17 protein-coding genes are annotated in these 25,240 nt (G+C 61.5%); 7 read left to right on the top strand and 10 right to left on the bottom strand.

Features of this window, described 5'->3' with window-relative positions:
* The first annotated feature begins 47 nt into the window (after positions 1-47).
* Complete coding sequence (gene metG, locus TR36_RS02875) at positions 48-1,766, top strand: methionine--tRNA ligase (RefSeq protein WP_045387516.1); 1,719 nt, start codon at positions 48-50, stop codon at positions 1,764-1,766.
* On the opposite strand, the gene TR36_RS02870 is transcribed toward metG, so the two are convergent.
* A complete protein-coding gene (locus TR36_RS02870; RefSeq protein ID WP_045387519.1) occupies positions 1,767-4,268 on the bottom strand; it encodes a cation:proton antiporter in 2,502 nt (833 codons plus the stop codon). It lies immediately after the preceding gene.
* A 221-nt stretch (positions 4,269-4,489) separates the two neighbouring features.
* Between TR36_RS02870 and TR36_RS02865 the strand changes: the two genes are divergently transcribed.
* Positions 4,490-5,500, top strand: a complete 1,011-nt coding sequence (locus TR36_RS02865) for a putative zinc-binding metallopeptidase (RefSeq protein ID WP_045387522.1) — start codon at positions 4,490-4,492, stop codon at positions 5,498-5,500.
* A 74-nt stretch (positions 5,501-5,574) separates the two neighbouring features.
* Positions 5,575-7,794: a mechanosensitive ion channel domain-containing protein gene (locus TR36_RS02860; protein WP_062762344.1), complete on the top strand. Its 2,220-nt coding sequence runs from the start codon at positions 5,575-5,577 to the stop codon at positions 7,792-7,794.
* On the opposite strand, the gene TR36_RS02855 is transcribed toward TR36_RS02860, so the two are convergent.
* The 3 genes from TR36_RS02855 to TR36_RS16005 all read right to left on the bottom strand — a co-directional run bounded on the left by TR36_RS02855 (position 7,791) and on the right by TR36_RS16005 (position 11,160).
* On the bottom strand, positions 7,791-9,212 hold the full coding sequence (locus TR36_RS02855; protein ID WP_153010470.1) for a UdgX family uracil-DNA binding protein: 1,422 nt from the start codon (positions 9,210-9,212) through the stop codon (positions 7,791-7,793). The two genes, TR36_RS02860 and TR36_RS02855, sit on opposite strands and share 4 nt — an antisense overlap.
* Entirely contained in the window at positions 9,209-10,432 is a 1,224-nt protein-coding gene (locus TR36_RS02850) for a putative DNA modification/repair radical SAM protein (protein WP_062762339.1), read from the bottom strand. The genes TR36_RS02855 and TR36_RS02850 overlap by 4 nt, the downstream gene beginning before the upstream one ends.
* 83 nt (positions 10,433-10,515) lie before the next feature.
* Entirely contained in the window at positions 10,516-11,160 is a 645-nt protein-coding gene (locus tag TR36_RS16005) for a PRC-barrel domain-containing protein (protein ID WP_052362440.1), read from the bottom strand.
* A 153-nt stretch (positions 11,161-11,313) separates the two neighbouring features.
* Here TR36_RS16005 and treY point away from each other — a divergent pair, with 153 nt between their 5' ends.
* The 3 genes from treY (at position 11,314) to glgX (ending at position 16,907) form a co-directional block, all read left to right on the top strand.
* Entirely contained in the window at positions 11,314-13,536 is a 2,223-nt protein-coding gene (gene treY, locus TR36_RS02840; protein ID WP_045387533.1) for a malto-oligosyltrehalose synthase, read from the top strand.
* A 105-nt stretch (positions 13,537-13,641) separates the two neighbouring features.
* A complete protein-coding gene (locus TR36_RS02835; RefSeq protein ID WP_045387536.1) occupies positions 13,642-14,865 on the top strand; it encodes a sugar phosphate nucleotidyltransferase in 1,224 nt (407 codons plus the stop codon).
* Positions 14,865-16,907: a glycogen debranching protein GlgX gene (glgX, locus tag TR36_RS02830; RefSeq protein ID WP_237763499.1), complete on the top strand. Its 2,043-nt coding sequence runs from the start codon at positions 14,865-14,867 to the stop codon at positions 16,905-16,907. The genes TR36_RS02835 and glgX overlap by 1 nt, the downstream gene beginning before the upstream one ends.
* Here the strand turns inward: glgX and TR36_RS02825 are convergent.
* From TR36_RS02825 to TR36_RS02805, 5 genes are all read right to left on the bottom strand, one after another.
* Positions 16,892-17,746: a DMT family transporter gene (locus TR36_RS02825; RefSeq protein WP_255357340.1), complete on the bottom strand. Its 855-nt coding sequence runs from the start codon at positions 17,744-17,746 to the stop codon at positions 16,892-16,894. The genes glgX and TR36_RS02825 overlap by 16 nt on opposite strands.
* Before the next feature lie 26 nt (positions 17,747-17,772).
* Positions 17,773-18,375 (bottom strand): LysE/ArgO family amino acid transporter, encoded by a 603-nt coding sequence (locus TR36_RS02820; RefSeq protein ID WP_192841305.1) that lies wholly within the window; start codon positions 18,373-18,375, stop codon positions 17,773-17,775.
* Positions 18,376-18,506: 131 nt separating this feature from the next.
* Positions 18,507-19,250 carry a YebC/PmpR family DNA-binding transcriptional regulator gene (locus TR36_RS02815; protein WP_045387542.1) on the bottom strand — a complete coding sequence of 248 codons (744 nt, stop codon included), beginning with the start codon at positions 19,248-19,250 and terminating at the stop codon, positions 18,507-18,509.
* 66 nt (positions 19,251-19,316) lie between these two features.
* Positions 19,317-21,089: an SLC13 family permease gene (locus tag TR36_RS02810; RefSeq protein WP_045387545.1), complete on the bottom strand. Its 1,773-nt coding sequence runs from the start codon at positions 21,087-21,089 to the stop codon at positions 19,317-19,319.
* A complete protein-coding gene (locus TR36_RS02805) occupies positions 21,082-21,894 on the bottom strand; it encodes a TIGR00282 family metallophosphoesterase (protein WP_045387548.1) in 813 nt (270 codons plus the stop codon). Before TR36_RS02805 ends, TR36_RS02810 begins: the two co-directional genes overlap by 8 nt.
* A gap of 89 nt (positions 21,895-21,983) precedes the next feature.
* Here TR36_RS02805 and TR36_RS02800 point away from each other — a divergent pair, with 89 nt between their 5' ends.
* Positions 21,984-24,377, top strand: a complete 2,394-nt coding sequence (locus TR36_RS02800; RefSeq protein ID WP_062762335.1) for a ligase-associated DNA damage response DEXH box helicase — start codon at positions 21,984-21,986, stop codon at positions 24,375-24,377.
* Here TR36_RS02800 and hemF read toward each other — a convergent pair whose 3' ends face one another.
* Complete coding sequence (gene hemF / locus TR36_RS02795) at positions 24,378-25,238, bottom strand: oxygen-dependent coproporphyrinogen oxidase (protein WP_062762333.1); 861 nt, start codon at positions 25,236-25,238, stop codon at positions 24,378-24,380.
* Positions 25,239-25,240: the final 2 nt, after the last annotated feature.

The following is a 25,240-nucleotide window of genomic DNA, read 5'->3' as shown; positions in this document are numbered from 1 at the left end:
CGCATCAACCGCTACACCCACGTTCAAACCCGATAAAAGGCGCTGGCATGGCACGCTATCTGATCACCTCCGCACTTCCCTACATCAACGGGATCAAGCATCTGGGCAATCTGGTGGGAAGCCAGCTGCCCGCAGACCTGATTGCACGTTATCTGCGCGGACGCGGCCATGAGGTCCTGTTCCTTTGCGCCACTGATGAACATGGCACCCCGGCAGAGCTGGCGGCGGCCAAGGCAGGCAAGCCCGTGGCCGACTATTGCGCCGAAATGCACGAGGTGCAGGCCGGAATCGCCCGCGGCTTCGGTTTGTCGTTCGATCATTTCGGCCGGTCCTCCAGCGTGCAGAACCGCGCGTTGACCCAGCATTTCGCCGGCGTTCTGGCCGATAACGGCTACATTCAGGAAGTGTCCGAAAAGCAGGTCTATTCCATTGATGACGGACGTTTCCTGCCCGACCGCTACATCGAAGGCACCTGCCCGAACTGCGGCTATGACAAGGCGCGCGGCGATCAATGCGAGAACTGCACCAAGCAGCTGGACCCGACCGATCTGATCGATCCGCGTTCCGCCATCTCCGGGTCCACCCGTCTTGAGGTTCGTGAAACCAAACACCTCTATCTTCGCCAATCCGCGCTCAAGGGACAGATTGCCGACTGGATCGCCTCCAAGACGGATTGGCCCGTCCTGACCACCTCCATCGCCAAGAAATGGCTGACCGACGGCGACGGCCTGCAGGATCGCGGCATCACCCGCGATCTGAACTGGGGCGTGCCCGTCAAAAAGGGTGAGGCGGACTGGCCCGGAATGGAGGGCAAGGTCTTCTACGTCTGGTTCGACGCGCCCGTGGAATACATCGCCTGTGCAGCCGAATGGGCCGAAGCCAACGGCAAGACCGAGGCCGAGTGGGAGCGCTGGTGGCGTACCGACAAGGGCGCCGGGGATGTGACCTACCTGCAGTTCATGGGCAAGGACAACGTCCCCTTCCATACCCTGTCGTTCCCCGCCACGCTGATGGGGGCCGCAGAACCGTGGAAGATGGTCGATTACATCAAATCGTTCAACTATCTGAACTATGATGGCGGGCAGTTCTCCACCTCGCAGGGGCGCGGGATCTTCATGGATCAGGCGCTGTCGATCCTGCCGTCGGATTACTGGCGCTGGTGGCTGCTGTCGCATGCACCGGAATCCTCGGATGCCGAATTCACCTGGGACAACTTCCAGGGGTCGGTGAACAAGGATCTGGCGGATGTGCTGGGCAACCTTGTCAGCCGTGTCACCAAGTTCTGCCGCGCGAAATTCGGTGAGGTTGTTCCGGAAGGCGGTTCCTACGGCCCGCGTGAACAGGAGCTGATTGCCGAGCTGACCACCCGCCTGCGGGCCTATGAAGGCCACATGCAGGCGATGGAGGTCCGCAAATCAGCCAATGAACTGCGCGCGATCTGGGTGGCAGGCAATGAATACCTGCAATCGGCCGCCCCCTGGACCGTAATCAAGACCGATCCGGAACAGGCACAGGCCATGGTCCGCCTCGCGCTGAACCTGATCCGCCTTTATGCCGTCATTTCCCGCCCGTTCATTCCCGATGCGGCGCAGGCAATGATGACAGCCATGGGTTCGGATGACTGGGCATGGCCCGAGGATGTGGCGGCGGCGCTCGCCACCCTGCCCGCCGGACACGCTTTCAGCGTGCCGGAGGTTCTGTTCACCAAGATCACGGATGAAAACAGCGCCGACTGGCAGGCGCAGTTCTCGGGTATCCGGAGCTGATCAGGGGGTCAGGGGTGGCAGCAGGTCCATATCCAGCTCCACCCCGCGCGCCCGCGCACTTTCGACAACCGCATCCTGCAGTTTACGGTTCTTGGCCAGCAAATCGCGGAATTTCTGCTCGTCCAGCGCCAGAAACGTGGAATAGGCGATGGATGTAACCTGCGCCTGACGTGACCGTTTCATCAGCATTGACAGCTGGCCGAACATATCGCCCCGCCCCAGACGGCGCTTTTCCCCCGCAATGTCGGACTCCACCGCGCCCGATGCGATGAAGAACACCCGGCGCGGCGGATCGCCCCGGCGCACCATGATCTCTCCCGGCCCGGCATAAAGCGTGACCATCGCGCGGGTCAGCGCCTTGCGCTGTTCCTCGTCCATGGCGGAAAACAGCGGGAACTGGCGGACCAGCTCATGTTTATGGACGGCCAGATCCAGCTTTGGCCGCACCTCTGTCTTCAGCCGTTGGCGTTTGATGGCCGCAACCAGCGTCATATGCAGCTCTGGCCCGATCAGCCCGTCATCCAGCAGGGTCTGGTACTGGCGTTCTTCCATCCGCAGCGTGGTACGGCGGATATACCGACGCTCCATCTCCTCGGTATAGAAAGGGTATTGCAGGTGGAGGCTTTCCAGCGCCCGTTCCGTTTCTTCCTCGCGGCGTTTCAGCAGCTCGTGCAGCAGCTCTGCCACGCGGCGGCCATACATGCGCCGCACCTTCTGGTCGATATACTGGTGAAGATGGCGCAGCATCGTCCGCTGGTTCAGCAGAATGTCGAACCGATCCGCGATCAGATTTGCCAAGGGGGCAGAAATCCGCAGACGGTTATGCAGCAGGACAGCGGCCCGCGCCACGCGCCCTGCCCCCAGGTTGCGCCGCGCCGCAAGGCGATATCCGTCCCGCCCGTGCTGCCGTGTCCGTTCGATCAGATAGTCCGATTCCGCCAGCATCCGCTCTACCAATCGCGAGGCGATCAGCTGTTCGCGGAAGGATTCGAGAATCTCCTCACGTTCCCGCACGGCAAGGGCCACAAGCCCCAGCGTAATCCGCTCCCGGTCCGGAATCTCCTCGGTATCCTCGGCACGCTGCACGGCCTTTTCCAGCCGCTCTCCGAACCGTTTGGCCTCGGACCGCACGATTTCACGCGACAGTTCATATTCCCGGATAGAGCCTGCAACCTCTTCGCGCACGTTCTGCAGCGCCACCGCGATCACCTGGTTGGACAGCGCCATATCAAGGGGCGACAACCGCGCAAGGCCAAGCCGGCGGATCACACGGCGCAGCGTCGTCCCCTGCACCAGCAGGGTGAACAGAACATAACCCGTGGCCAGAATACCGATCTCGCGCTTGATGTTGGCGGGAACTAGCACGTTTTCCGTTACGGCAAGCGCCAGCGCCAGTGTCACGGCCCCGCGCAAGCCCCCCCAAAGGATTGCCGCACGGTACGGAGGCTCTACCCGTGGCGACAGCCTCATCCGGCTCAGAAGGGGAAGCGCCCCCCAGAGGATTGCCGCCCGAGAGGCGGTTGCAGCCAGTGCCACGATGGCCACCAGAAAAATATCATGCAGCCGCACATCGGCCATCAGACGGGGGATCAGCAGCGCCGCCAGAACGAAGATCAATGCGCCGGACCAATGGGCCAGCAGCCCCCACAATTCCCGCAGCTGGCTCCATGCAGCGGGGGACAGACGGGACGGGCCGGACACGTTGACGATCAGCCCCGCGCCCACCACGGCCACCACACCCGAAACATTCACCTCTTCGGCAAAAAGATAGGTCAGATACGGCAGGGCAACACTGACCGAAATTTGCGCCAATGGATGCGCGGGAATGATGCGCATCCCCTCGACCGCCACGCGCCCGATGATCAGGCCGACCATCAGCCCCCCCGCCATCAGCCACGGGAATGTGCCAAGACCCGACAGATAGGTGGGGTTCGGAACGCCCGCCATCACATAGGTCAGGAAAAAGCTGAACAATGCGATAGCCGCGGCATCGTTCAGAAGGCTTTCCCCCTCCACGATCCGCATCAGCCGCTGCGGCGCCGCCACGTTGCGAAAGATGCTGACCACCGCCGAAGGGTCGGTCGTGGATACGATGGACCCCAAAAGCAGGCATCCCACCAGCGGCATCGCGCTGAACGGCTGCAGGGCAAAGCCGATCATCAGCGTTGCCGCCACGACCGCGGCCACGGCCATGACGATGATGGGCACCCAGTCGTCGGCCATACGCCGGACATTCAGCCCCAAAGATACCTCGAACAGCAGCGTCGGCAGAAAAACCGTCAAGAAGACGGATGACTTGATCGGCAGCGTCAACGCCTCGCGCAGTTCGGGGCCCAGTCCGGCATCCGATTGCTGCAACCAGATTCCGACCGAACCGAGCGTGGCCCCGACCAGCGCCAGAACCACCGAATAAGGCAGGCGCAACCGCGTCGCCAATGGCTCCGACAGGGCAATGACAATGAACAGAAGCGCAGTGACGCCGACGAGAACCGAGATATCCATGAAGCGGCTTTAACCTGTCCCATTCACGACACAAACTAACATTGCTGTAACAGCGCGGGTCGCCGCCATTTCCGGCGGAAATCCCCTTTCACGGTTACGTGAGTGCGTGGTATCACTGCACGCAACAGCACCGACCTCACAACAGATATTGCGCCGTCTTTCAAGGAAGCTGGAACCATGTGTGGAATTTACCGTTGGGTGATTGAACCGCAGGGGGTAAAATGAAGCTGTTCTCCTGTCCCGCCTGCCATCAGCAGACATTTTTCCGCAATACCGTATGCCTGAACTGCCAGACCGCGCTGGTCTATGATCCCTCCATTATGGAGATGCGCTCGCTGGACGAAGACCTGACGCCCTGTGCGAACCGGGAAATGATTGCCTGCAACTGGCAGGCCGGAAACGGCGCCCTGTGCGAAAGCTGCGCCGCGACAACCATGATCCCGGACCTGACGATCGAGGGGAATCTGGCCCGCTGGATGCGGATCGAAACGGAAAAGCGCAATCTCTACTACCGGCTGCATGCCTTGGGCCTGCCCCGTGTTTCAAAATCCGGAAAGCGGCTGCACTTCAAGTTCATGGGGGACCGGTTGGCCGAGGATGGCACCGTGGCCGAAATGGTCCTGACCGGACATATGGACGGCGAGATCACGTTGAACATCGCCGAAGCCGACGATGATGTGCGCGAGGCGCATCGCGTGGCCATGCATGAACCCTACCGGACACTCCTAGGACACCTGCGGCACGAGGTCGGGCATTTCTACTGGGAGCTGCTGGTCCGCGAGGAAGGTCGCGAAGAGGAATGTGCCACCTATTTCGGAGATGCCCGCCAGCCGTATGGTGCCGCCCTCCAGCGCCATTATGCCGATGGCCCGCCCGAGGATTGGGCGCTGTCCTATATCTCGCCCTATGCCACGGCCCACCCGTGGGAGGATTGGGCCGAAACTTGGGCGCATCTTCTGCATATCATCGCGGGCCTGGATACGGCGCGCCATAACGGCATCGACCCTTCCGGCACAGGCTTTGGCAATGCCAACCACCTGCCCGATGCGGAAACACTGGTGGCCGCCTGGCTGCCATTGGCCTCGGCCATGAATGCCATGAACCGCTCCATGGGGCTGAACGATTTCTACCCTTTCGCGCTTCCACAGCCGGTTCAGCGGAAAATGGACTATATGCTCCATTTGATCCGTAATCATGCGACCTTGCATCAGGCAGTTCTTGCCGGGGCTTGAATTCGGCGCATGTTCTAGGCCATCACGGCCCCAGCACCCGTGACCACCTGAAACGATGCAGGACGCAACAGGACATGTCTTTTCGCACCCTAATCGCCGCGCTGGCACTTATGCTGTTGCCCTTGGCATCAGTCGCACAGACCGAATCTGCTACCAGCACAGCAACGACCGTAACTTCGGATGAGGCAGTCCAGAGCCTGCTCGACGTCCTGCAGGACGATACCGCACGCGCCGCCCTGATCGAGAAACTGCAGGCCGATCAGGCCAGTCAGGGCGATCAGGCCGCAGATGACCAGACTGCGCTGGAACAGCCCGCCTTCGCGCAGCGCGTGGCGCAGAGTTCGGTCAAGTTCATCAGCAATTTCGTCAAGGAAATGGGCCGTGTCAGCCAAGAGCTGATCCAGAGCGTCGGTGTTCTGGGGAACCTGCTGGTCAACGGTGAATTCCGCGGCGAGGCCCTGCAGCTCATGTTGACGATCGTGACCACGATCATGATCAGCATAGCCCTGCAACGGGGTTCCAACTATATCGCGGGACGCAATTCACCGCCGCCCACGGCAGGATTCTGGCGACGCGTCCGGGCCACGCTTCTGGTGACCGTGCTGCGGCTGGTCGCCATCGCGGTGGCTTGGGTGGCGGGATACCTGCTGGCGAACTTCCTGTTCTCGGGTGACGATGACATGCTCTCGGCGCAGAGTCTGTATCTGAATGCCTTTCTTGTGTTCGGGGTTATCCGGGTTCTTCTGCGGGCCATCAACAGCCCCAATGCGGATCTGGAGCCGACACTCAGCGTGCTGGCGCCGGGTGCCCAGGAAATCGTCTACCGCCAGCAAATTCTTGTGGCGGGTGTGGCAATTCAGGGCTTCCTGTTCGTGCTGCCGCTGGTTCAGGACTGGCTCGGCTTTACCGCGATGCGGCCCATGCGGACATTGATCGCCTCGGTTGCAGCCATTCTGGCGATCATTGCCGTACGGCGCATATCGGTTGTGCTCGACCTGGCCCGCGGGGATCGCTGGACAGGCGAGAGCAATGCGGGATCGGCCGTGGCAAACGGCGCCCAACGGGCATGGCGGTCCATCTGGCCCGTTCTGGCACTGGCCTATATCGGCTATTCCTGGTTCATCGCCATCAGCCGTCCGGGTCTGATCGAAACCGTCGTTCTGCGGGGCACGATCTTCACCTTTGCCGCACTGGCAATCCTGATGGTGGGAATGCGGCTTCTGCGCTCCGTCAGCATGATCCATATCCGCCTGCCCGATCTGCTGCTGGCGTTTTCGCCAGCCCTGACCAAGCGGGTGAATACGGTCGTGATGATGATGGCATGGCTGGCGGCCAGCTTCCTCATCCTGTTCTCCATCGTTCTGGCGTTTTCCGGTTGGGGCTGGCTGGATACCGATCTTCTGACGAACGCCACGGCACAAATGGTATTCTGGCGTCTGATCTCGGCCCTGCTGATGGCGCTGATCGCGGCGGTCATCTGGGCCGTGGTGGATGGCTGGATCGATTACCGCCTGTCCCACGGGATTGGCGGGGCCGAGCCGACCAACCGCACGCTGACCCTTCTGGCCCTGTTCCGGAATGCCTTCACGATCACGCTCATCATTCTGGCAACGATGATCACCCTGTCGCAGATCGGGATCAACATCGCGCCGCTGATCGCCGGTGCCGGTGTCATCGGTCTGGCAGTGGGCTTCGGCGCACAGAAACTGGTGCAGGACGTCATCACCGGCGTCTTCATCCAGCTGGAAAACGCGGTCAACGTGGGCGATGTCGTGACAGTTGCGGCCGTTACCGGCGGTGTGGAAAAGGTCAGCATCCGGACTGTCCGCATCCGTTCATTGGACGGGGCGGTGCATATTGTCCCCTTCTCCTCAGTCGATACAGTCACCAACCTGACGCGCGACTTTGGTGTGCATGTCTGCGAGGTCGGCATCGCCTATCGTGAGGATGTTCCACGCGGCACTGCCGCGATGCAGGAAGCCTATGACCGGATCATCCAGATCCCGGAAATTGCGGCCGACATTATCTCCCCTCTGGAAATCCACGGTGTCACCTCGTTGGGGGCGGATTCGGTTAATATCCGCGGCCTGTTCCGCACCCTTCCGGCAAAGCACTGGGGGATCGGTCGCCGCTTTACCCAGATTCTGAAAGAGGTGATGGACGAACGCGGCATCGAAATCCCGTTCCCGCAACGCCAGTTGCATTTTCCTGAAGGGTTCGAGCGTTTGCTGAACAACCCCAAGGACGACGACCGTGTTGTCGAGGGAACGGCCAAGGCCGTGACCGAAACCTAAGCCGCCAGAAAATGCGCCGCTTTTGCCAGATCCTGGCAGAAGCGGACGCGTTCGGCGCGGGCCAGTTCCGCGTCCGGCAATCGCAACAGATAGGAGGGGTGTATGGTTATCAGAACCGGCACCCCTTTTTTCGTCTGCTCCATCATCCCGCGCCGCTGCAAAAGCCCGGCACCAGATCCGGTCAGCGTCTGAAGCGCCGTCGCGCCCATGGCAACGATCAGCCGGGGACGGATCATGGCCAGTTCCGCCTCCAGCCAGCCTTGGCAGGCATGGATTTCCGGCGTGGCCGGGCGCTGGTGGATGCGGCGCTTGCCACGCTGGGTAAATTTGAAATGCTTGACGGCATTTGTGATATAAATCCGCCCCCGGTCCAGCCCTGCCTCCAGGGCCACCTCGTCAAAGACCCGACCTGCAGGGCCGATGAACGGGCGTCCTGCCAGATCCTCCTGATCGCCGGGCTGTTCACCGACAAAAACCACGGGGGCATCCGGCGGCCCTTCGCCGAACACCGTCTGTGTGGCGGGGGCGTGCAACGGACAGCGCGCGCAATCCGCAGCCTGTGCGCGCAGGGCCTCAAGGCTCCCCGCCTCGGGCATGGGGCGGTCGGGGGTTGCCATCCGGCGGGCCACAGCCAGCCTGCGGGCGGGGGCCTCTTCGGCCTCGCGTTCCTGCATCTGGCGAACCCGCGTCTCCGCACCCCGGATCAGGCCCGGAATCAGATCGGCCTCGGGCAGGTTTTTCCAGAACTTGCGCGGCATTTCGGATTGCATGGCCTTTACCATCACCCGAGCCGGATTGAAGATGCTGGCGTAATAGGTGCGCCACAACTCCTCGGTCGCATCGGGCGGCGGGGGGGCGGTGCTGCGGGTTTCCTCGAACCGCAGTTGGCCGTCAAACCGCGCGGTTACCAAAGGTGTCGCGATCACCCAATCCATATCACCGAAGCGTTTGGCAAAAAACGGTGTTCCGACCTCAACGATCGAATGTTCCGGTTCGAACCAGGCGGCAAAGGCGCGGCGGGGGCCTGACGCCCCCACCTCGCGAAAACGGACGAAAGCATGCATCTTGTGAATATCACGCCGAACGGATTTGGCCTGTTCCAGAATGCGGCGTACCGCCGGGTCTGTCCGATCCCCCCATACCAGCCCGTCATTCAGGCGCAGCAGCACATCATGCGCGCGATTGAACCGTTCGGGGTCGGAATGGCACAAAGCCGTTTCAATCTCGTGCAGTGCGGCACGGTTGATGCGCAACTGACGCGGTGGAATGCTGGGGCGGGCATCGGCAAACAGGGTACCGGCATCCTCCCCCACCTGCCAGACCACATCCCCCGGCGCGATACCTTCGGCGGCAAGCCCGCGCACCCGCGCCCGCCATGCGGCCACCGTGCCAATGACGGGCAGCGTCATATGCATCAGAACAGGCTCAACTGTTCAGGGGGCGGCGCAAAACGCGCACGCAGATCGACGGCGTCCAGTCCGCGGGGCGACCAGCCGGGCATCGTGATGAACGGGCGCGCCTTTTTCAGGATTGCGCCCATGGCCAGCAGATGTTCGTATCGTACCGCCCCCCGGCGGCGCGCGGCCAGTACACGGTCCACCGTGCGCACCCCGAACCCCGGCACGCGCAGCAGAACCTCCCGTGGCGCACGATTGATATCCACGGGAAATGCCTCACGGTGGGCCAGCGCCCAGGCCGTTTTGGGATCTATGTCCAGATCGAGCATTCCGCCGCCGGCAATTTCCCCAACATCGAAACCATAAAAGCGCAGCAGCCAGTCGGCCTGATACAGCCGATGTTCCCGCATCAGGGGCGGCTTGACCAAGGGCAGCATTCGCGAGGCGTCAGGAATGGGCGAAAACGCAGAATAATAGACGCGGCTCAGCCCGTAATTGGCATAAAGATTGGCCGATTGCCCCAATACGGCCCGATCATCCGCCCCGTCCGCCCCGACGATCATCTGGGTGGATTGCCCTGCAGGTGCAAAACGGGCCCGTCGCTTGCCGGTATGGGTCACCTCGCGCGATTCCTCCCGCTTCAGGCGGACGGCTCCCATCGCCCGCCGAATTCCCCTAGAGGATTTTTCGGGGGCGAGTTCGTTCAGCCCACGCTCGGTCGGCAGTTCGATATTGATCGACAGGCGGTCCGCATATTTCCCTGCCTCGTCGATCAGATCTTGCGAGGCATCGGGAATCGTCTTTAGATGGATATAGCCACGGAAATGCTCCACTTCGCGCAGGGTCTTGGCGATCCGCACCATGTCGGCCATCGTATCATCCGACGACCGGATAATGCCCGACGACAGGAACAGTCCTTCGATATAGTTCCGCCGGTAAAATTCCATTGTCAGGCGGACAACCTCTTCCACGGAAAACCGCGCGCGCTCGACCTTGGAGGACACGCGATTGACGCAATAGACACAATCAAAGATGCAGAAGTTGGTCATCAGTATCTTCAGAAGGCTGATGCACCTACCATCGGGGGTATAGGCATGGCAGATGCCCGAACCACCGGAACTGCCCACCCCCTTACCATCGCGTGAATCGCGTTTTTCCCCGCCGCTCGAGGCGCAGGAAGCGTCATATTTCGCTGCATCCGAAAGCAGCGCCAGCTTTTCCGAAAGGGTACGTTGTGCCATGTGTTCACTATATGTTCACGAACGGCAAATGCCAATGAAAAAGGCCCGCTGATGCGGGCCTTTCAATCACGATCCGGATGGAATCAGCCCTCGTATTCGGGCAGCGCTTCCATCTCGTCTTCGGTCATCGTGGTATAGGCGCGAACCGTATCACCATCGGTTTCCTTGAAGAAGTTCAGCTCGGACACATTCAGCGCAACCGATTTTGCACCGATCCCGAGGAAGCCACCGACATCAACGATCACCTGCTGCGGGGTGCCTTCGGCCGGAATGACTTCGGATACACTGCCGATCGATTCGTCATCATTGCCGTAGACGTCGATACCGTCGAGCATATCCGGCTCCAGCATCGTTGCCTCGGTCGCCATGAAGCCTTCCGGCGGCTCCATCATATGTGCATCACCCATGGTCGAATGATCGTCTGTCATGGGGGCAGCATCCGTGTCACCCATGTCCGTTTCGGGCATTGACTGCTGCGAACCTTCAGGCATCGTGGTGGAATGATCGTTGTCCATTCCTTCTGATTCCAGGGCCGGTGCACCACCTTCATCACCCGTATCTTTCGGCGGGGCTTCGGGCGAGGCGGTGTTACCTGTCAGCGGGGCTTGCGACGCCCCTGTTCCGGTCGTCGTTTCACCCGTACCAGTGGTTGGTGCGGTTGATGTTTGAGCGAATGCTACACCCGACATGAGGGCAAGGGCGGCGGTCGAAATCGCAAGCTTTTTCATCTTCAAACTCCTGTTTCAGCGGCGTGTTGATGCCGCATACCCCCCTACAACCACACGACCCGCCGGATGGTTCCGCATCTAAAAAACGATAGGCGGGGGAACTCCTGCCCCCCCGCGCGGCTTGATAGATATCCCTGTAACCCGAGGAAAAAAATGACCCTTCCGACTGCGCTCTATCATCTGCTGCTGCGCAACGGGCGCAGTTTCCAGACAGGAACAGACATTTTGCCGCACCTGAAAGATCTGGGTGTCACGCATCTTTATCTTTCGCCTATCTTTCAGGCAACCACAGGGTCAACCCATGGGTACGACATAACAGATCCAAGCAGGATCGATGAAAGTCTGGGCGGGCGGGCCGGCTTTGATGCCCTGGCCGCAGCCGCCTCGGAGGCGGGCATTTCGCTGGTACTGGATATCGTGCCGAACCACACCGCCTTCAATCTGGAGAACCCTTGGCTGGTCGATGTTCTGCGCCATGGCAAGAACAGCCGCTATGCGCATCATTTCGACATCGACTGGGAGGCAGGGCGATTGCTGTTGCCATTCCTGACCGCCCCCTTTGCCGAAACCGACACATTCCGCATCGATCCTGCAGACGGCGGATATCTGACCGATGGCACATTGCACCTGCCCCTTCGCCCCAGCACGTGCCCGGATGGCGGGTTCGATGATCCGTCCGTCATTTCCCGCACCCATGACGCGCAGGCGTGGCGGTTGGTCCATTGGGAAATGGAGCGGGACAGCATCACCCACCGCCGCTTTTTCAACGTCACCGGCCTGATCGGAATGCGGGTAGAGGATGCAAATGTATTCGAGGACACCCATGCACTGATATTCGATCTGGTGCGCGGCGGTCAGGTACAGGGCCTGCGGGTGGATCACATAGACGGGCTGGCAGACCCCGCGAAATATCTGGAGCAGTTGGCTGCGGCATTGCCGGGTACCCCGGTATGGGTGGAAAAGATTCTTTCGGGGGATGAGCGGCTGCCCCCGGACTGGAAAACGCTTGGCACGACAGGGTACGAATCCGCATGTGCACTGACACGTGTGCTGACCGATGCCGAAGGGCTGGCACTGCTGGATACCCTGTGGCGGCGCGAAACAGGTATGACCGGAACCTTCGAACAGGCCCTTGAACAGGCAAAGGATGAGGTGGCCCAAGGCGATCTTGCTGCCGAACTGTTGCAACTGGTGGCCCTGGGTCGCCGCGCAACACTGGCCGGGTTCGGCGATGAATCGCTGCGCGAGGCTGTTCTGGCCCTGCTGCGGCATTTCCCCCGCTATCGCACCTACATCACCGACACGCTGACCAGCGAAGAGGATCGCGTCCTGATGGAACGCGTCGCGGATGCGGCGGCACAGGATGTACGCTCCGATCGCGCCATCCGCGCCCTGACCGCCACCATTCTGGACGCGACAACCGAGGAGGCGCGGGCCTTTCGCCAAAGGTTCCAGCAGGTCACCGGTGCCCTTCTGGCAAAATCACACGAGGATACGGCTGCATTCCGGTGGAACCGGTATCTGGCCGCCAACGAGGTCGGTAGCCAACCGGATGAGGCGACACTGGATGTTGCAGGGTTCGACCAATGGCTGGCCGGGGTTCGGCCCACCCATGTGAACCTGACATCGACACATGATACCAAGCGGGCCGAAGATGCCCGCATGCGTCTTGTGGCCATCAGCCACCTGCCCCACCAGTTCGACGCACTTTGGCAGGACGCCAACCGGATGCCCCATGCCGAGGGGGTGGATGCCAACCTGCGCTGGTACATTCTGCAAAGCCTGCTGGCGATCTGGGAAACAGGCCGCAGCGATCTGGGTGACCGGCTTGCCACCCACATCGAAAAGGCGATGCGTGAAGCAAAGCTTGTGACCAATTGGACCCATCCCGATGCCGAAGCGGAAAAACGCGCGCAGGTCTTTGCCGCCGCCCTCTGCGCCCATTGGCACACCATGCTGCCAGAGGCCGCGCGCGCGCTGATGCTGCGGGGGGATCAGCTTTCCCTTGCACAGGTTGCCCTGAAATTCGGGCTGCCGGGGATTCCCTATATCTATCAGGGGACCGAGGTCATGGCGCACCATCTTACCGACCCGGACAATCGCCTGCTGGTGGATTTTGCCGCCGTATCGAGCGCGAAAACAGCCAAGGCAAAACTGACCCGTCAGATGATGGCACTGCGCAGCCACAACCCGGCCTTTTTCGAGCACGCCGATGCACATGCCGATACCCCGGCAACAGGGGTGTTGAGATTGACCCGCACCTATCAGGGGGACAGGCTGGAAATCCATGTGGCGCTTGATGGGTCCTCCTTGTCCGATGGATCCGAAAACAGCCCTGTGCGTCTGTTCTGGAATGGCAAGGTGCCTAATAATTAGACAGAATATGGCGGTGATGCATGATATTTATGAATCCGCGTCGGACAGCTGGAACCAAGGCATCATACAAAAGGTTCTTCGGATGAAGACGGGCGGAGACCTTCCATGACATTGCAAAAGACCCTTGATCTAGGCCGGACGCTTGGCGTTCTTTTGGCGGGGGGGCAAGGCTCCCGTCTGTTCGAACTGACAGGGGCCGAGTGCAAACCCGCCCTGCCCTTCGGCGAAACGCGCCGCATCGTGGATTTCACCGTGGCGGGCGCTGTCCGCTCCGGTATCCGCAATTTGCTGGTGGGCACCCAGTACTGCCCCGCCACGCTCGAGGCACATATGACATCCCGCTGGGGGCATGCCTTCAACAGCATCCACATGCGCCACGGCCCCACGGTCACCGGGACTGCCGAAGGATATGCCGGTACCGCTGCCGTCCTGTCCGACAATATTTCAGATATCGATGCAAGCGGCGCGGCCGAGGTTGTGGTTCTGGCGGGTGACCATGTCTATGACATGGATATTGCCGCGATGATTGCCGACCACCGCAGCGCCGGCGCCCAGGTGACGGTGGCCGTGGATGCCGTTCCGCTTTCGGATGCATCCTCCTTTGGTGTCATGGGAACCGATGCGGATGGCCGCATCCGGATGTTCGTGGAAAAGCCCCGCAATCCGCCACATATGCCCGGTGATCCGTCACGGGCATTGGCAAGCATGGGGATCTATGTTTTCAACTGGAAATGGTTGCGTCAGGTCCTGCTGGCCGATCGTGCCAACCCGGAGTCCTCGCATGATTTCGGCAAAGATATCCTGCCGCATGCGGTGGCAGAGGGTGTGGCCTTTGCCCATACCCGCAAGGCCGATGCGGACGGTCATGCCCCCTATTGGCGCGATGTCGGCACGCTGGATGCCTTCCGGCTTAGCTGGATCGATCTGCGGGACGGCTTGGCCCGCTGCCGCCTGCCCGAAACGGCAGCCCCGTTGCACCGCACCCTGACCCCCGGACAAAGCGGCTGGGCAGGCTACAGCATTCAGGCCGGAGGGCTTTCGCTGATGCCTCCCTTGGGTGGAACGCGGCGCTGGACGCTGCTGGACGGAACAGTCGTCCTGCCCGGCGCCCGGATCGAACCGGGTGCCCGCCTGACCCGTGCCATCGTGGCCCCGGGCACCATCATCCCTGCCGATCTGGTGGTGGGGGAGAATGCATCCGAAGACGCGCGCTGGTTCCGCGTCACGGCCGGGGGCACCACACTGGTGACAGCCCCGATGCTGGCGCGGCGGATGGCCGCAAAAGTTACGCAGTATCGTTCGGCATCTCTTATCACGGATCATGTATGATGAAATTTTCCTTTGATCGCGACGCGTCCCGTTCGGATGTTCTGGGTGCGGATGTGGATGCCGAAGGCACCAACTTTGCGCTATTTTCGGAAAATGCCACGCGGGTGGAACTGTGCCTGTTTGATGAAACAGGAGAGAATGAACTGCAACGGCTGGATATGCCCCTGATGGAGGGCGGGATCTGGCACGGCTATATTCCCGGCATCCGCCCGGGTCAGGCCTATGGCTACCGCGTCCATGGCCCCTATGAGCCGACGCAGGGGCATCGCTTCAACCCCAACAAACTGCTGCTGGATCCCTATGCGCGTGAGGTTGTGGGCCATACCGTCTGGGATGATGCGCTTTTCGGGTATGAACTGCCCGGTGACGATCTGACCTTTGATGAACGTGACAGCGCGCCATTCATGCCCAAGGCCGTTGTCGCGGACCCCGAATTCGATTGGGACGCCGACCGGGCGCTGAACCATCGCTGGTCTGACAGCCTGATCGTTGAGGCCCATGTCAAAGGATTGACACAGCTGCATCCTGATGTGCCGGAGGCGGATCGGGGTAGTTTTGCCGGTCTGGGATCGGATGCCGTTATCCAGCACATGCACCGCATCGGGGCCACTGCGATAGAACTGCTGCCCATCCACGGCTTTCTGCATGACCGGCATCTGCAGGAAAAAGGGCTGAGCAATTACTGGGGTTACAATTCGATCCTGTTTTTCGCGCCGCATCGCGGATACCTGAAAAGCGGCACCTCGAAAGAAATGAAGGAAGCCATCCGCAAGCTGCACAAGGCTGGTTTGGAGGTGATCCTCGATGTGGTCTACAACCACACGGCCGAAGGGAACGAGCGTGGCCCGACCCTGTCCTTCAAGGGGATCGACAATGCATCCTACTATCTGCTCTCTCCTGAAAACCCGCGCCATGCGTTCGACACCACCGGAACCGGCAACACGCTGAACGTGGCGCATCCCATGGTCTTGCGCATGGTACTGGATTCCTTGCGGTACTGGGTGCAGGTGATGCATGTGGACGGGTTCCGCTTCGACCTGGCCTCTACGTTGGGCCGTGAACCCCAGGGGTTTGAGCGTGAAGGCGGGTTCTTTGCCGCCATCCGTCAGGACCCGGTCCTGTCGAAGGTAAAGCTGATTGCCGAGCCGTGGGACGTGGGTGAAGGCGGCTATCAGGTCGGCGGGTTTCCATGGCCGTTCCGTGAATGGAACGACAAGGCCCGCGACGACTTGCGCGCCTTCTGGAAACGCACTGACGGAATGGTGCCGCGCGTCAGCGAGCGTCTGACCGGGTCACCGGTACAATTCAACCATTCGCACCGTCCGGCCAACAGCTCCATCAACTTTCTGGCGGCGCATGACGGCTTTACCCTGTGGGACACGGTTTCCTACAATGACAAGCATAACGAGGCGAACGGCGAGGACGGGCGCGACGGCCACTCCAACAACCTCTCGGACAACATGGGGATCGAGGGAGAAACAGAAGACCAGGGCGTGAACGGATCACGTGAACGTCGGGTCAAGGCAATGCTGGCCTCGTTGTTTTTCAGCCAAGGGGTGCCCATGCTGCTGGCGGGTGACGAATTGGGCCAAAGCCAGTACGGCAACAACAACGCCTATTGTCAGGACAATGAAACCGCATGGATCCATTGGGCCAAGGCACGTGCGCCCCTGACGGAGGCTGTCACCGCCCTGATGGCCTTCCGTACCGAAATGCAGTTGGGCCAGTTGAACTGGGCCAAAGCACCCGAGGATGACAGTCGCGAGGGGCCGAATGTGTCGTGGTACAGCCCGACCGGTTCCCTGATGACCGATGAGGATTGGGCAGATACCGAGCGGCAGGTCATTGCCATGACCATCACCACCCCGAAGGCCGAAGTGCTGATTATCCTGAATGCCGGCGATGAAGGCGATTTCACCCTTCCCGAAGGATCATGGATCCGCAAGATCGATACGGCGCTGGACCCGATCACCTGTGATGATGCCGTCGAAGGCACGGTTATGCTGAACTGGCAAAGCGCAAGCGCCTATATCCGCGCCTGACGTTTGCGGCGGGCATCGCGCCATGTCAGATAGGCGAGGGCCAGTATGATGCTGGCCCCGCCGATCATCACATAGGGGTCTACCGGCTCTCCGAACACCAGCCATCCGATCAGGGCCGCAAAGACCAGCTGGGAGAAGGTGACGGGTTGAGTGACGGTCAACGGCGCGGATTTGAACGCGCGCGTCATGCAATAATGCGACAATGTTCCAAACAGAGCGGCCATTGCCAGAAACAGCCACTGCCGCCCGTTCAATGGTACCCAGACCGACCATGCCAGCGGTGCCAGAACGATTGTCACGATGATTGTCATCAGCATGACCACAGTTGTAGCCGGAGCAAGGGATGACAGCTTTTTTGCCGTCAGATAGCTGGTTGCGAACATAAAGGCTGCGCAAAGCTGCGCGATATGACCCGGCTCGATTGCCCGCATGCCGGGCCGCAAAATGATCAATGTTCCGATCAGCGCCACGACCACGGCCGCCGCCCTTTGCCACGACAGCCCTTCGCGGAACAGGATGGCACCGCCCAGGGTCACCAGAACCGGGTTCAGGTAATTGATGGCCGTCACCTCGGCGATGGGCAAGTGGGCCATGGCAAAAAACCAGCAGACCACGGCCACCGAATGGGCAAGGCCGCGCAATCCGAACAGGGCCCAGACAGGAGCAGCCACGCGCAGTTGCATCAGTTGCGGCACCGCGGGCAGCAACAGTAGCACCCCGATCGCAAAGCGCACGAAGGCCGCCTGTGCCGAGGGCACCCCCGGCCCCAGACCACGCACCACGCCGTTGACGGCAACGATGCTGAGAACGGCCGCCAGCATCCACAGCACCCCCGCCATCGGTCGGGAATGGGGTGCAGGTTGGATCACAACCCCAGAAGCAGCGATAGCGCGATCGTCCACATGACCACTCCCACAAGGGTTTCAAGCACACGCCAGGCGGCAGGCCGGCGAAACAACGGAGCAAGCCCCCTTGCCCCGTATCCCAATGCCGCAAAGAACACAAATGACGCCAGAACCGCCCCCGTGGCAAACATTCCCTGCCATGGCGCATATCGGGTCGAGACCGAGCCGATCAGCATCAGCGTATCCAGATAGACATGCGGGTTTGCCCATGTCAGCAGCAATGTGACCGCCACGATACGGGCCCGCGGAACCGGGGCTGCCTCGGCCTCCAGCGCCGCGCCCCCGCGCCATGCCGCAAGAAAACGGAGCCCACCATAGACGATCAGGAATGCGGCCCCCGCCCCGCGCATGACGGGCCCCAGCCATGGAACGGCCTGTTCGGCCAGCCCGAAACCGGCAACCCCTGCGGTGATCAACAAAGCGTCCGAGAACGCGCAGATCAGAACGACCGTGCCCACGTACTGACGGCGAAGCCCCTGCCGCAGCACAAAGGCATTCTGCGCCCCGATCGCAAGGATCAGGCTGAGCGAGGTAAAAAAGCCGGAAATGAATGCTGGCAGCATGAAAAGAACCCGGAATGAACCCTTCCCGGTTCCCGGCATGACGGAACCAGATGATCGGTAGCCCACCCGGTCACAGGTGCGCTACCCCAAATCTGCGGATGGATCAGTTTCCACCCGACGCACGACCATGCTCAGTCTAGCTGTGCTGCCACATCTGCGGGAATATCGAAGTTGGCAGTGACGTTCTGGACGTCATCATCTTCTTCCAGCGTATCGATCAGCTTCATCAGCTTTTGTGCGGTTTCCAGATCGACTTCGGTGCGGGTCTGCGGTTTCCAGACCAGTTTGGCCTCGGTCGCCTCACCCAGCGCGCTTTCCATGGCATCGGACACGGCCGCCAGATCGTCCATCGGACAATAGATCCAGTGACCGTCCTCGTCACTGTCCACATCCTCGGCGCCTGCCTCCAATGCGGCCATCATCACGGTGTCCGCATCCCCTGCCGTGATCGGATAGGTGATTTCACCAACCCGGTCGAACATGAAGGCAACCGAATTCGTGGTGCCCAGATTGCCGCCGTTCTTGGAGAAGTAGCTGCGGACGTTGGAGGCGGTCCGGTTGACGTTATCGGTCATCGTTTCCACGATCACGGCAATGCCGTTCGGACCGTAACCTTCGTAGCGCAGTTCCGTATAATCCTCGGAATCCCCTGCCTGCGATTTCTTGATCGCACGGTCGATCACGTCCTTGGGCATCGAAACGGCCTTGGCCGCCTTGACGGCCAGACGCAGCCGCGGGTTCTTCTCAGGGTCCGGGTCACCCATCTTGGCCGCGACGGTAATTTCCTTCGACAGCTTTGAAAACGCCTTGGCGCGCAGCTTGTCCTGCTTGCCTTTACGATGCTGGATGTTTGCCCATTTCGAATGGCCTGCCATGATACCCGTCCTCGTCGCATGAAACCCGCGCTGTCTATAAAACGGCGCGGGGGAGCACTACAAGCCCTAGAGCCCGTAAACCAAGGGGATGACAATCGCGGCGACAATCCCCATCAGGATGTTGAGCGGGATACCGACCCGCAGAAAATCCCCGAATGTGTACCCGCCCGGCCCATAGACCAGCAGGTTGCACTGATACCCGATCGGCGTTGCAAAGCCGAACGAGGCCCCCAGCATGACCGCGATCAGGATCGGCCGCGGATCGATCCCGAGCCCGAGCGACAGGCCGATTGCCACAGGCGTCACCACCACGGCCACGGCGTTGTTCGACAGCAGTTCCGTCAGCAGGGATGTCAGGGCGAACACAAAGAAGATCAGCGCCCAACCGGGCAGACCGGCCAGATAGGGCTGGGCATAGGTCACGATCAGCTCCACCGCGCCGGAATGCTCCATCCCCTGCCCGACGGCAATCATGCCGAACAGCATTCCCAGCAAACGCCCGTCGATGGAGGCAAAGGCCTCATCCGCGTCGATGCAGCGGGTGACCAGCACGACGGCCACACCAAGAAACGCAAGAATCTCGATGGGGGCCACGTTGAACGAAGACAGCACGATGATCCCCAACAGGACCGCCACCACGATCGGCGCGCGTTTGCGCCGGAACGGGCGTTCTGTCGGGTGGCTGATTTCTACCATGTCCATATCGGCGGCCAGACGTTTGACATCCTCCATCCGCCCTTCAAGAAGCAGGGTATCGCCGACGGCCACCACCAGATCATCCAGCTGGCGGCCGATGTTCTGATTCCGGCGGTGTGCTGCCAGCACATAGATACCGTAGCGGCGGCGCAGACGCACCTCTCCCAGACGGCGGCCGATCATCCGGCAGCCGGGGGTGATCAGCACCTCCACCGTGTCGGTCTGGACCGAAGACAGCTTGTCGATGGATTGCAGATCCTTGTGGTCCTGAAAGGACAGCAGCTCCTGCATCGGGGTGCGCAGAACCACGCGGTCCCCTGCCATCAGAACGGTTTCATCCAGATTGCGCCGCAGGGAATTGTCGCCCCGCAGCACGTCGATCACCCGGACGCCGCTCCGCTTGAACAGGTCCGCCTCCAGCACCGGCACCCCGACGAGGGAGCTGTCATGCGCGATGGCAACCTCGGTAAAGAATTTCATCTTGGAACGGCCACCCAGCAGCGTGCTCATGGATTCGCGGCTGGGCAGAAGCCAGCGGCCCACGGTGGCCAGATACAGCATGCCCACAATCGCGATCGGAATCCCGATGGGGGTGATCTCGAAGATGCCGAACGGCTCCAACCCCGAAGATCGGGCAACCCCGTCCACGACGAGGTTGGTGGATGTGCCGACCAGCGTCATGGTTCCGCCCATGATCGACAGATAGGACAGCGGGATCAGCAGCTTGGACGGCGCGATCTTCATTGTGTGCGCCAGCTTTATGAACACCGGAAGAAAGACCACCACCACCGGCGTGTTGTTGACCACGGCCGAAAGCCCGACGATGCCCATGCCCAGGGCAGCCACTGTGGCCGCCGGATGCGTGCGCACCCAGCGGTCGGCCAGATGGGTGATGCTGTCCAGCGTACCGGTCCGGACCAGCGCCCCCACCACGATGAACATCAGCGCGATGGTCCAGGGCGCATTGTTGGACAGGATATTCTTGGCCTCGCTCAAAGGCAGAATACCCAGCACCGTCATCAGTGCGGCGCCGGCAATGGCCGTCACCTCCACTGGAAAAGTCTCGAGTATGAACAGAACCAGCATTGCCAGAATGATTGCGATCGCAACCCAAGGCATCGCAGTGGCGGAAAGTTCAAACATTCGGCAGAGACTCCTGCAAACGTCCGCCCGTGCGGACCATTGTGATGCTTTTGGCCTTGCCCGTCCGGTCATCCGTTTCCACGAACGCCCCGGACAATGTGGCAGGGCCAGCAGCCGGTTCAAACCTGTCTTTCGGCATGCCGGTAATGAACCGGCGCAGCGGTTCCAGCTTCTGCATGCCGATCACGCTGTCATAATCGCCACACATTCCGGCATCGGTCAGATAGCCGGTGCCCCCGGGCAGGATCTGCGCATCCCCGGTTGGAATATGGGTATGCGTGCCGACCACCAAACTGGCCCGCCCGTCACACCAATGGCCCATGGCCATTTTCTCGCTGGTCGCCTCACAGTGCATATCGACAAGCACGGCCTGAACCGATCCGCCATGCGTCTTCAGGGCGGTATCCACCGCCGAGAACGGATCGTCATAGGCCCGCTTCATGAACACCTGCCCCAGAACCTGCGTGACAAGCACGCGGCGCCCGTTGGTGGCGTTCAGCACCCGCGCGCCCTTGCCCGGCGCGGTCTTGGCAAAATTCAACGGACGGATGATGCGCGGCTCGGTTTCGGCATATTGCAGCATGTCCTTCTGGTCGAAGGCGTGATCACCCAGGGTGATCGCATCCGCCCCCGCCTCGAACAGCAGGCGGGCATGGGCCCCGGTCAAACCGCGCCCACCGCTTGCATTCTCGCCATTGATTACCACGAAATCGAGACCGAGGTCGGTTCGCAGCTTGGGCAAACGCTCGGCCACCGCTGACCGACCCGCACGCCCCATTACATCGCCTAAAAACAGTATTTTCATCCTGTCAGCGTTAGGGGTGGGTCGCGCAGCAGGCAAGAACAATTTTCTCGGCCTTTGCCCTCGGGCAACATCCCCTTATCTATTGGGCGATGGATTTATCGCATTCCCTCTCCGACTGGTTTGCTGCGCGCAACTGGCAGCTTCACCCGCATCAACGCGCCATGCTGAACGCCGCCGATGCATCGGCCACCCTGCTGATCGCCCCCACGGGCGGAGGAAAGACGCTGGCCGGTTTCCTGCCCACGCTCGCCGAACTGGCGGACGGGCGGCACAAGGGGCTGCACACGCTTTATATTTCGCCATTGAAGGCGCTGACTTCGGATATCCGGCGGAATCTGACCGCCCCGGTTGAGGGGGCAGGCCTGCCGATCCGGATTGAGGACAGGACCGGCGATACCTCCTATACCGCACGGCGGCGGCAACGCGCCGATCCGCCGCATATTTTGCTGACCACCCCGGAATCCCTGGCGCTGCTGCTGTCATATGAGGATGCACCGCGCATCTTTGCCGGGCTGCAGCGGGTGATTGTGGATGAAATCCACGCACTTGCCGAAAACAAGCGCGGGGATCAGTTGATGCTTGGCCTGGCGCGCCTGCAAACGCTGGCCCCCGACATGCGGCGGATCGGCTTGTCGGCCACGGTAGAGGACCCGCCCGCCCTTGGCCGGTTTCTGGCACCGGAGGGGTGCCGGATCATCGATGCCGATCCCGGCCCTGATCCCGACATTTCGATGATGGCCACCAGCAGGCCACCGCCATGGGCCGGAAGCGGTGGGCGCTATGCCATCCCCGAGGTTCTGCGCGAGGTCGCCCGCCACCGCACCACCCTGATCTTTCACAACACGCGCGCCCAGGCCGAGCTGTTTTTCCACGAGCTTTGGCTGGCCAATACCGATGACCTGCCCATCGCCATCCATCATGGTAGCCTGTCACTGGAACAGCGCAAACGTGTGGAATCCGCCATGGCTGCGGGCGCGTTGCGCGCCATCGTCTGCACCGGCAGCCTTGATCTGGGAATTGACTGGGGCGACGTGGATCTGGTGATCCAGGTCGGCGCGCCGAAGAACGTCAAACGGCTGGTGCAGCGCATCGGTAGGGCCAATCACCGATACAATGCCCCGTCAAAGGCACTGCTGATCCCTGCCAACCGGTTCGAGGTGGTCGAATGCGTGGCCGCCCTTCAGGCGGTCCGTGCCCGCGATCTGGATGGAGAGCCACGGGGGAGCGGACCCCGCGACGTGCTGTGCCAGCATATCCTTGCCACCGCCTGCGCCGGCCCGTTCGATGCCTCGTCGCTTTATGCCGAAGTGGTGACGGCGGGCCCCTATGCCGCCCTGACCAGACCGCAGTTCGATGCCTGCCTGGAGTTCTGTGCAACCGGCGGCTATGCCCTTCAGGCCTACGACCGCTGGCGGCGGCTTATGGAAAAGGGGGGATTGTGGCAATTGCGCGATCCGCGCAGCGCCTCGGTCATCCGCCAGAACCTCGGGACGATCATCGACACCGAAACGCTGAAGGTCCGGTTCCGTGGCCGGGGTACCCCCTTGGGAGAGATCGAGGAGGGGTTCGCCGCCACCCTTACCCCCGGCGATACCTTCTTGATGGCCGGTCAGATCGTTCGCTACGAAGGATTGAGCGAACTGACGGTAGAAGTGACCCGCGCACCCGGTCGCGACCCGAAGGTGGCGACATTCGGCGGAACGAAATTCGCCACATCCACCCTCCTGACCCACCGCATCCTGCAGATGTTTCTGCAGGATCACTGGCCCGACCTGCCCGCCCACACGGCCGAATGGCTGGCGCTGCAGCAGCAGGCCTCCCGCCTGCCGACCGAGCATCGGCTGCTATGCGAGACATTCCCGCATGAGGGGCGCGCCCATTTCTGCGTATACGGATTTGCGGGCCGCAACGCGATGCAGACACTTGGCCTGCTGCTGACCAAACGGATGGAGGCGGCAGGCCTTGCGCCCTTGGGATTTGTGGCAACGGATTACGCCACGCTGATCTGGGGGCTGGAAGAGGTGACGGACCCCGCCCCCCTGTTCACACCGGACGGGCTGCGTGAGGGATTGGAAACATGGCTGGCCGGCAATGCGGTCATGAAACGCACCTTTCGCAATTCGGCCATCATCGCAGGGTTGATCGAGCGCAGCCATCAGGGCCGGCGGAAATCGGGGCGTCAGGCCACATTCTCCTCCGATATCCTGTATGACACGCTACGCAAGTTCGACCCCGATCACCTGATGCTGCAGATCACCCGTGAGGAAGCGGAACGCGGACTTGTGGATTATGCCCGGATTGAAGACATGCTGGCCCGCATTCAGGGGCGCATCGATCTGGTCGCCTGCCCCCGCGTCACCCCGCTGGCGGCTCCCATGCTGCTGGAAATGGGGCCTGTGCCGGTGGTGGGGGCCGCAAGGGAACGGCTGATGGCGGAAGAGGCCGCGCGCCTGATGCGCGAGGCTGGTCTGGCAGACCTCTGATCAGATCCACTTGGCCAAGGGAGGCAGGCTCATCAGGACGGCGTTGGCATCATGGCCGGATTCCAGCCCGAATTTCGTGCCGCGGTCATAGACGAGGTTATATTCCGCATAGAGGCCGCGATGGACCAGCTGCGCCTCGCGGTCGGCCTCGGTCCACGGGGTATCCCGCCGACGGTCGGTCAGGGGCAGGAACGCGGGCAGAAAGGCACGGCCCACAGATTGGGTAAAGGCAAAATCGGCCTCCCAATCGCCGGTGTTCAGATCATCAAAGAAAATGCCGCCAACGCCCCGCGCCCGTTTGCGGTGCGGAATATAGAAATACTCGTCGGCCCATGCCTTGAAACGGCTGTAATAATCCGCACCATGGTCATCGCAGGCCGCGCGCAGCGTGTCGTGAAACTGCGCCGTATCCTGATCGTATTCGATGCAGGGGTTCAGGTCCGCCCCGCCCCCGAACCACCATGCGCCGGGGGTCCAGAACATCCGCGTGTTCATATGCACCGCCGGACAGTGCGGATTCTGCATATGGGCCACCAGGCTGACCCCGGATGCCCAGAACCGCGGATCATCCTCGATCCCCGCCACCCCGCGCGAGGCCATGGCCCGCGCCGCCCCTGCCGACAGTGTGCCATGCACCGCCGAGACATTGACCCCCACCTTTTCAAACAACCGGCCGCCGCGCATCACGCTCATCCGGCCACCCCCACCCTCGCCGTTCGCACCGCGGCGGGTCGGCGTCACCTCGAACCGGCCTGCGGGCAGATCGGAGGTGGTGCTGTCCTCGGCCGCCTCAAAGGCGGAAACGATGGTATCGCGCAACTGGTCAAACCAGGTGGCAGCAAGCTGTTTCTTATCATCCATGG

It is taken from the genome of Falsirhodobacter sp. alg1 (genome assembly GCF_000739715.2).
Classification (GTDB): domain Bacteria; phylum Pseudomonadota; class Alphaproteobacteria; order Rhodobacterales; family Rhodobacteraceae; genus Falsirhodobacter.
This window is presented reverse-complemented; position numbering and strand designations above follow the sequence as displayed.

What these genes read in the sequence shown, in the direction of transcription:
- metG (WP_045387516.1), top strand. Translation starts at nt 48, where the DNA reads ATGGCACGCTATCTGATCACCTCCGCACTTCCCTACATCAACGGGATC.
- TR36_RS02870 (WP_045387519.1), bottom strand. Translation starts at nt 4,268, where the DNA reads ATGGATATCTCGGTTCTCGTCGGCGTCACTGCGCTTCTGTTCATTGTC.
- TR36_RS02865 (WP_045387522.1), top strand. Translation starts at nt 4,490, where the DNA reads ATGAAGCTGTTCTCCTGTCCCGCCTGCCATCAGCAGACATTTTTCCGC.
- TR36_RS02860 (WP_062762344.1), top strand. Translation starts at nt 5,575, where the DNA reads ATGTCTTTTCGCACCCTAATCGCCGCGCTGGCACTTATGCTGTTGCCC.
- TR36_RS02850 (WP_062762339.1), bottom strand. Translation starts at nt 10,432, where the DNA reads ATGGCACAACGTACCCTTTCGGAAAAGCTGGCGCTGCTTTCGGATGCA.
- TR36_RS16005 (WP_052362440.1), bottom strand. Translation starts at nt 11,160, where the DNA reads ATGAAAAAGCTTGCGATTTCGACCGCCGCCCTTGCCCTCATGTCGGGT.
- treY (WP_045387533.1), top strand. Translation starts at nt 11,314, where the DNA reads ATGACCCTTCCGACTGCGCTCTATCATCTGCTGCTGCGCAACGGGCGC.
- TR36_RS02835 (WP_045387536.1), top strand. Translation starts at nt 13,642, where the DNA reads ATGACATTGCAAAAGACCCTTGATCTAGGCCGGACGCTTGGCGTTCTT.
- glgX (WP_237763499.1), top strand. Translation starts at nt 14,865, where the DNA reads ATGAAATTTTCCTTTGATCGCGACGCGTCCCGTTCGGATGTTCTGGGT.
- TR36_RS02825 (WP_255357340.1), bottom strand. Translation starts at nt 17,746, where the DNA reads ATGGCGGGGGTGCTGTGGATGCTGGCGGCCGTTCTCAGCATCGTTGCC.
- TR36_RS02820 (WP_192841305.1), bottom strand. Translation starts at nt 18,375, where the DNA reads ATGCTGCCAGCATTCATTTCCGGCTTTTTTACCTCGCTCAGCCTGATC.
- TR36_RS02815 (WP_045387542.1), bottom strand. Translation starts at nt 19,250, where the DNA reads ATGGCAGGCCATTCGAAATGGGCAAACATCCAGCATCGTAAAGGCAAG.
- TR36_RS02810 (WP_045387545.1), bottom strand. Translation starts at nt 21,089, where the DNA reads ATGTTTGAACTTTCCGCCACTGCGATGCCTTGGGTTGCGATCGCAATC.
- TR36_RS02805 (WP_045387548.1), bottom strand. Translation starts at nt 21,894, where the DNA reads ATGAAAATACTGTTTTTAGGCGATGTAATGGGGCGTGCGGGTCGGTCA.
- TR36_RS02800 (WP_062762335.1), top strand. Translation starts at nt 21,984, where the DNA reads ATGGATTTATCGCATTCCCTCTCCGACTGGTTTGCTGCGCGCAACTGG.
- hemF (WP_062762333.1), bottom strand. Translation starts at nt 25,238, where the DNA reads ATGGATGATAAGAAACAGCTTGCTGCCACCTGGTTTGACCAGTTGCGC.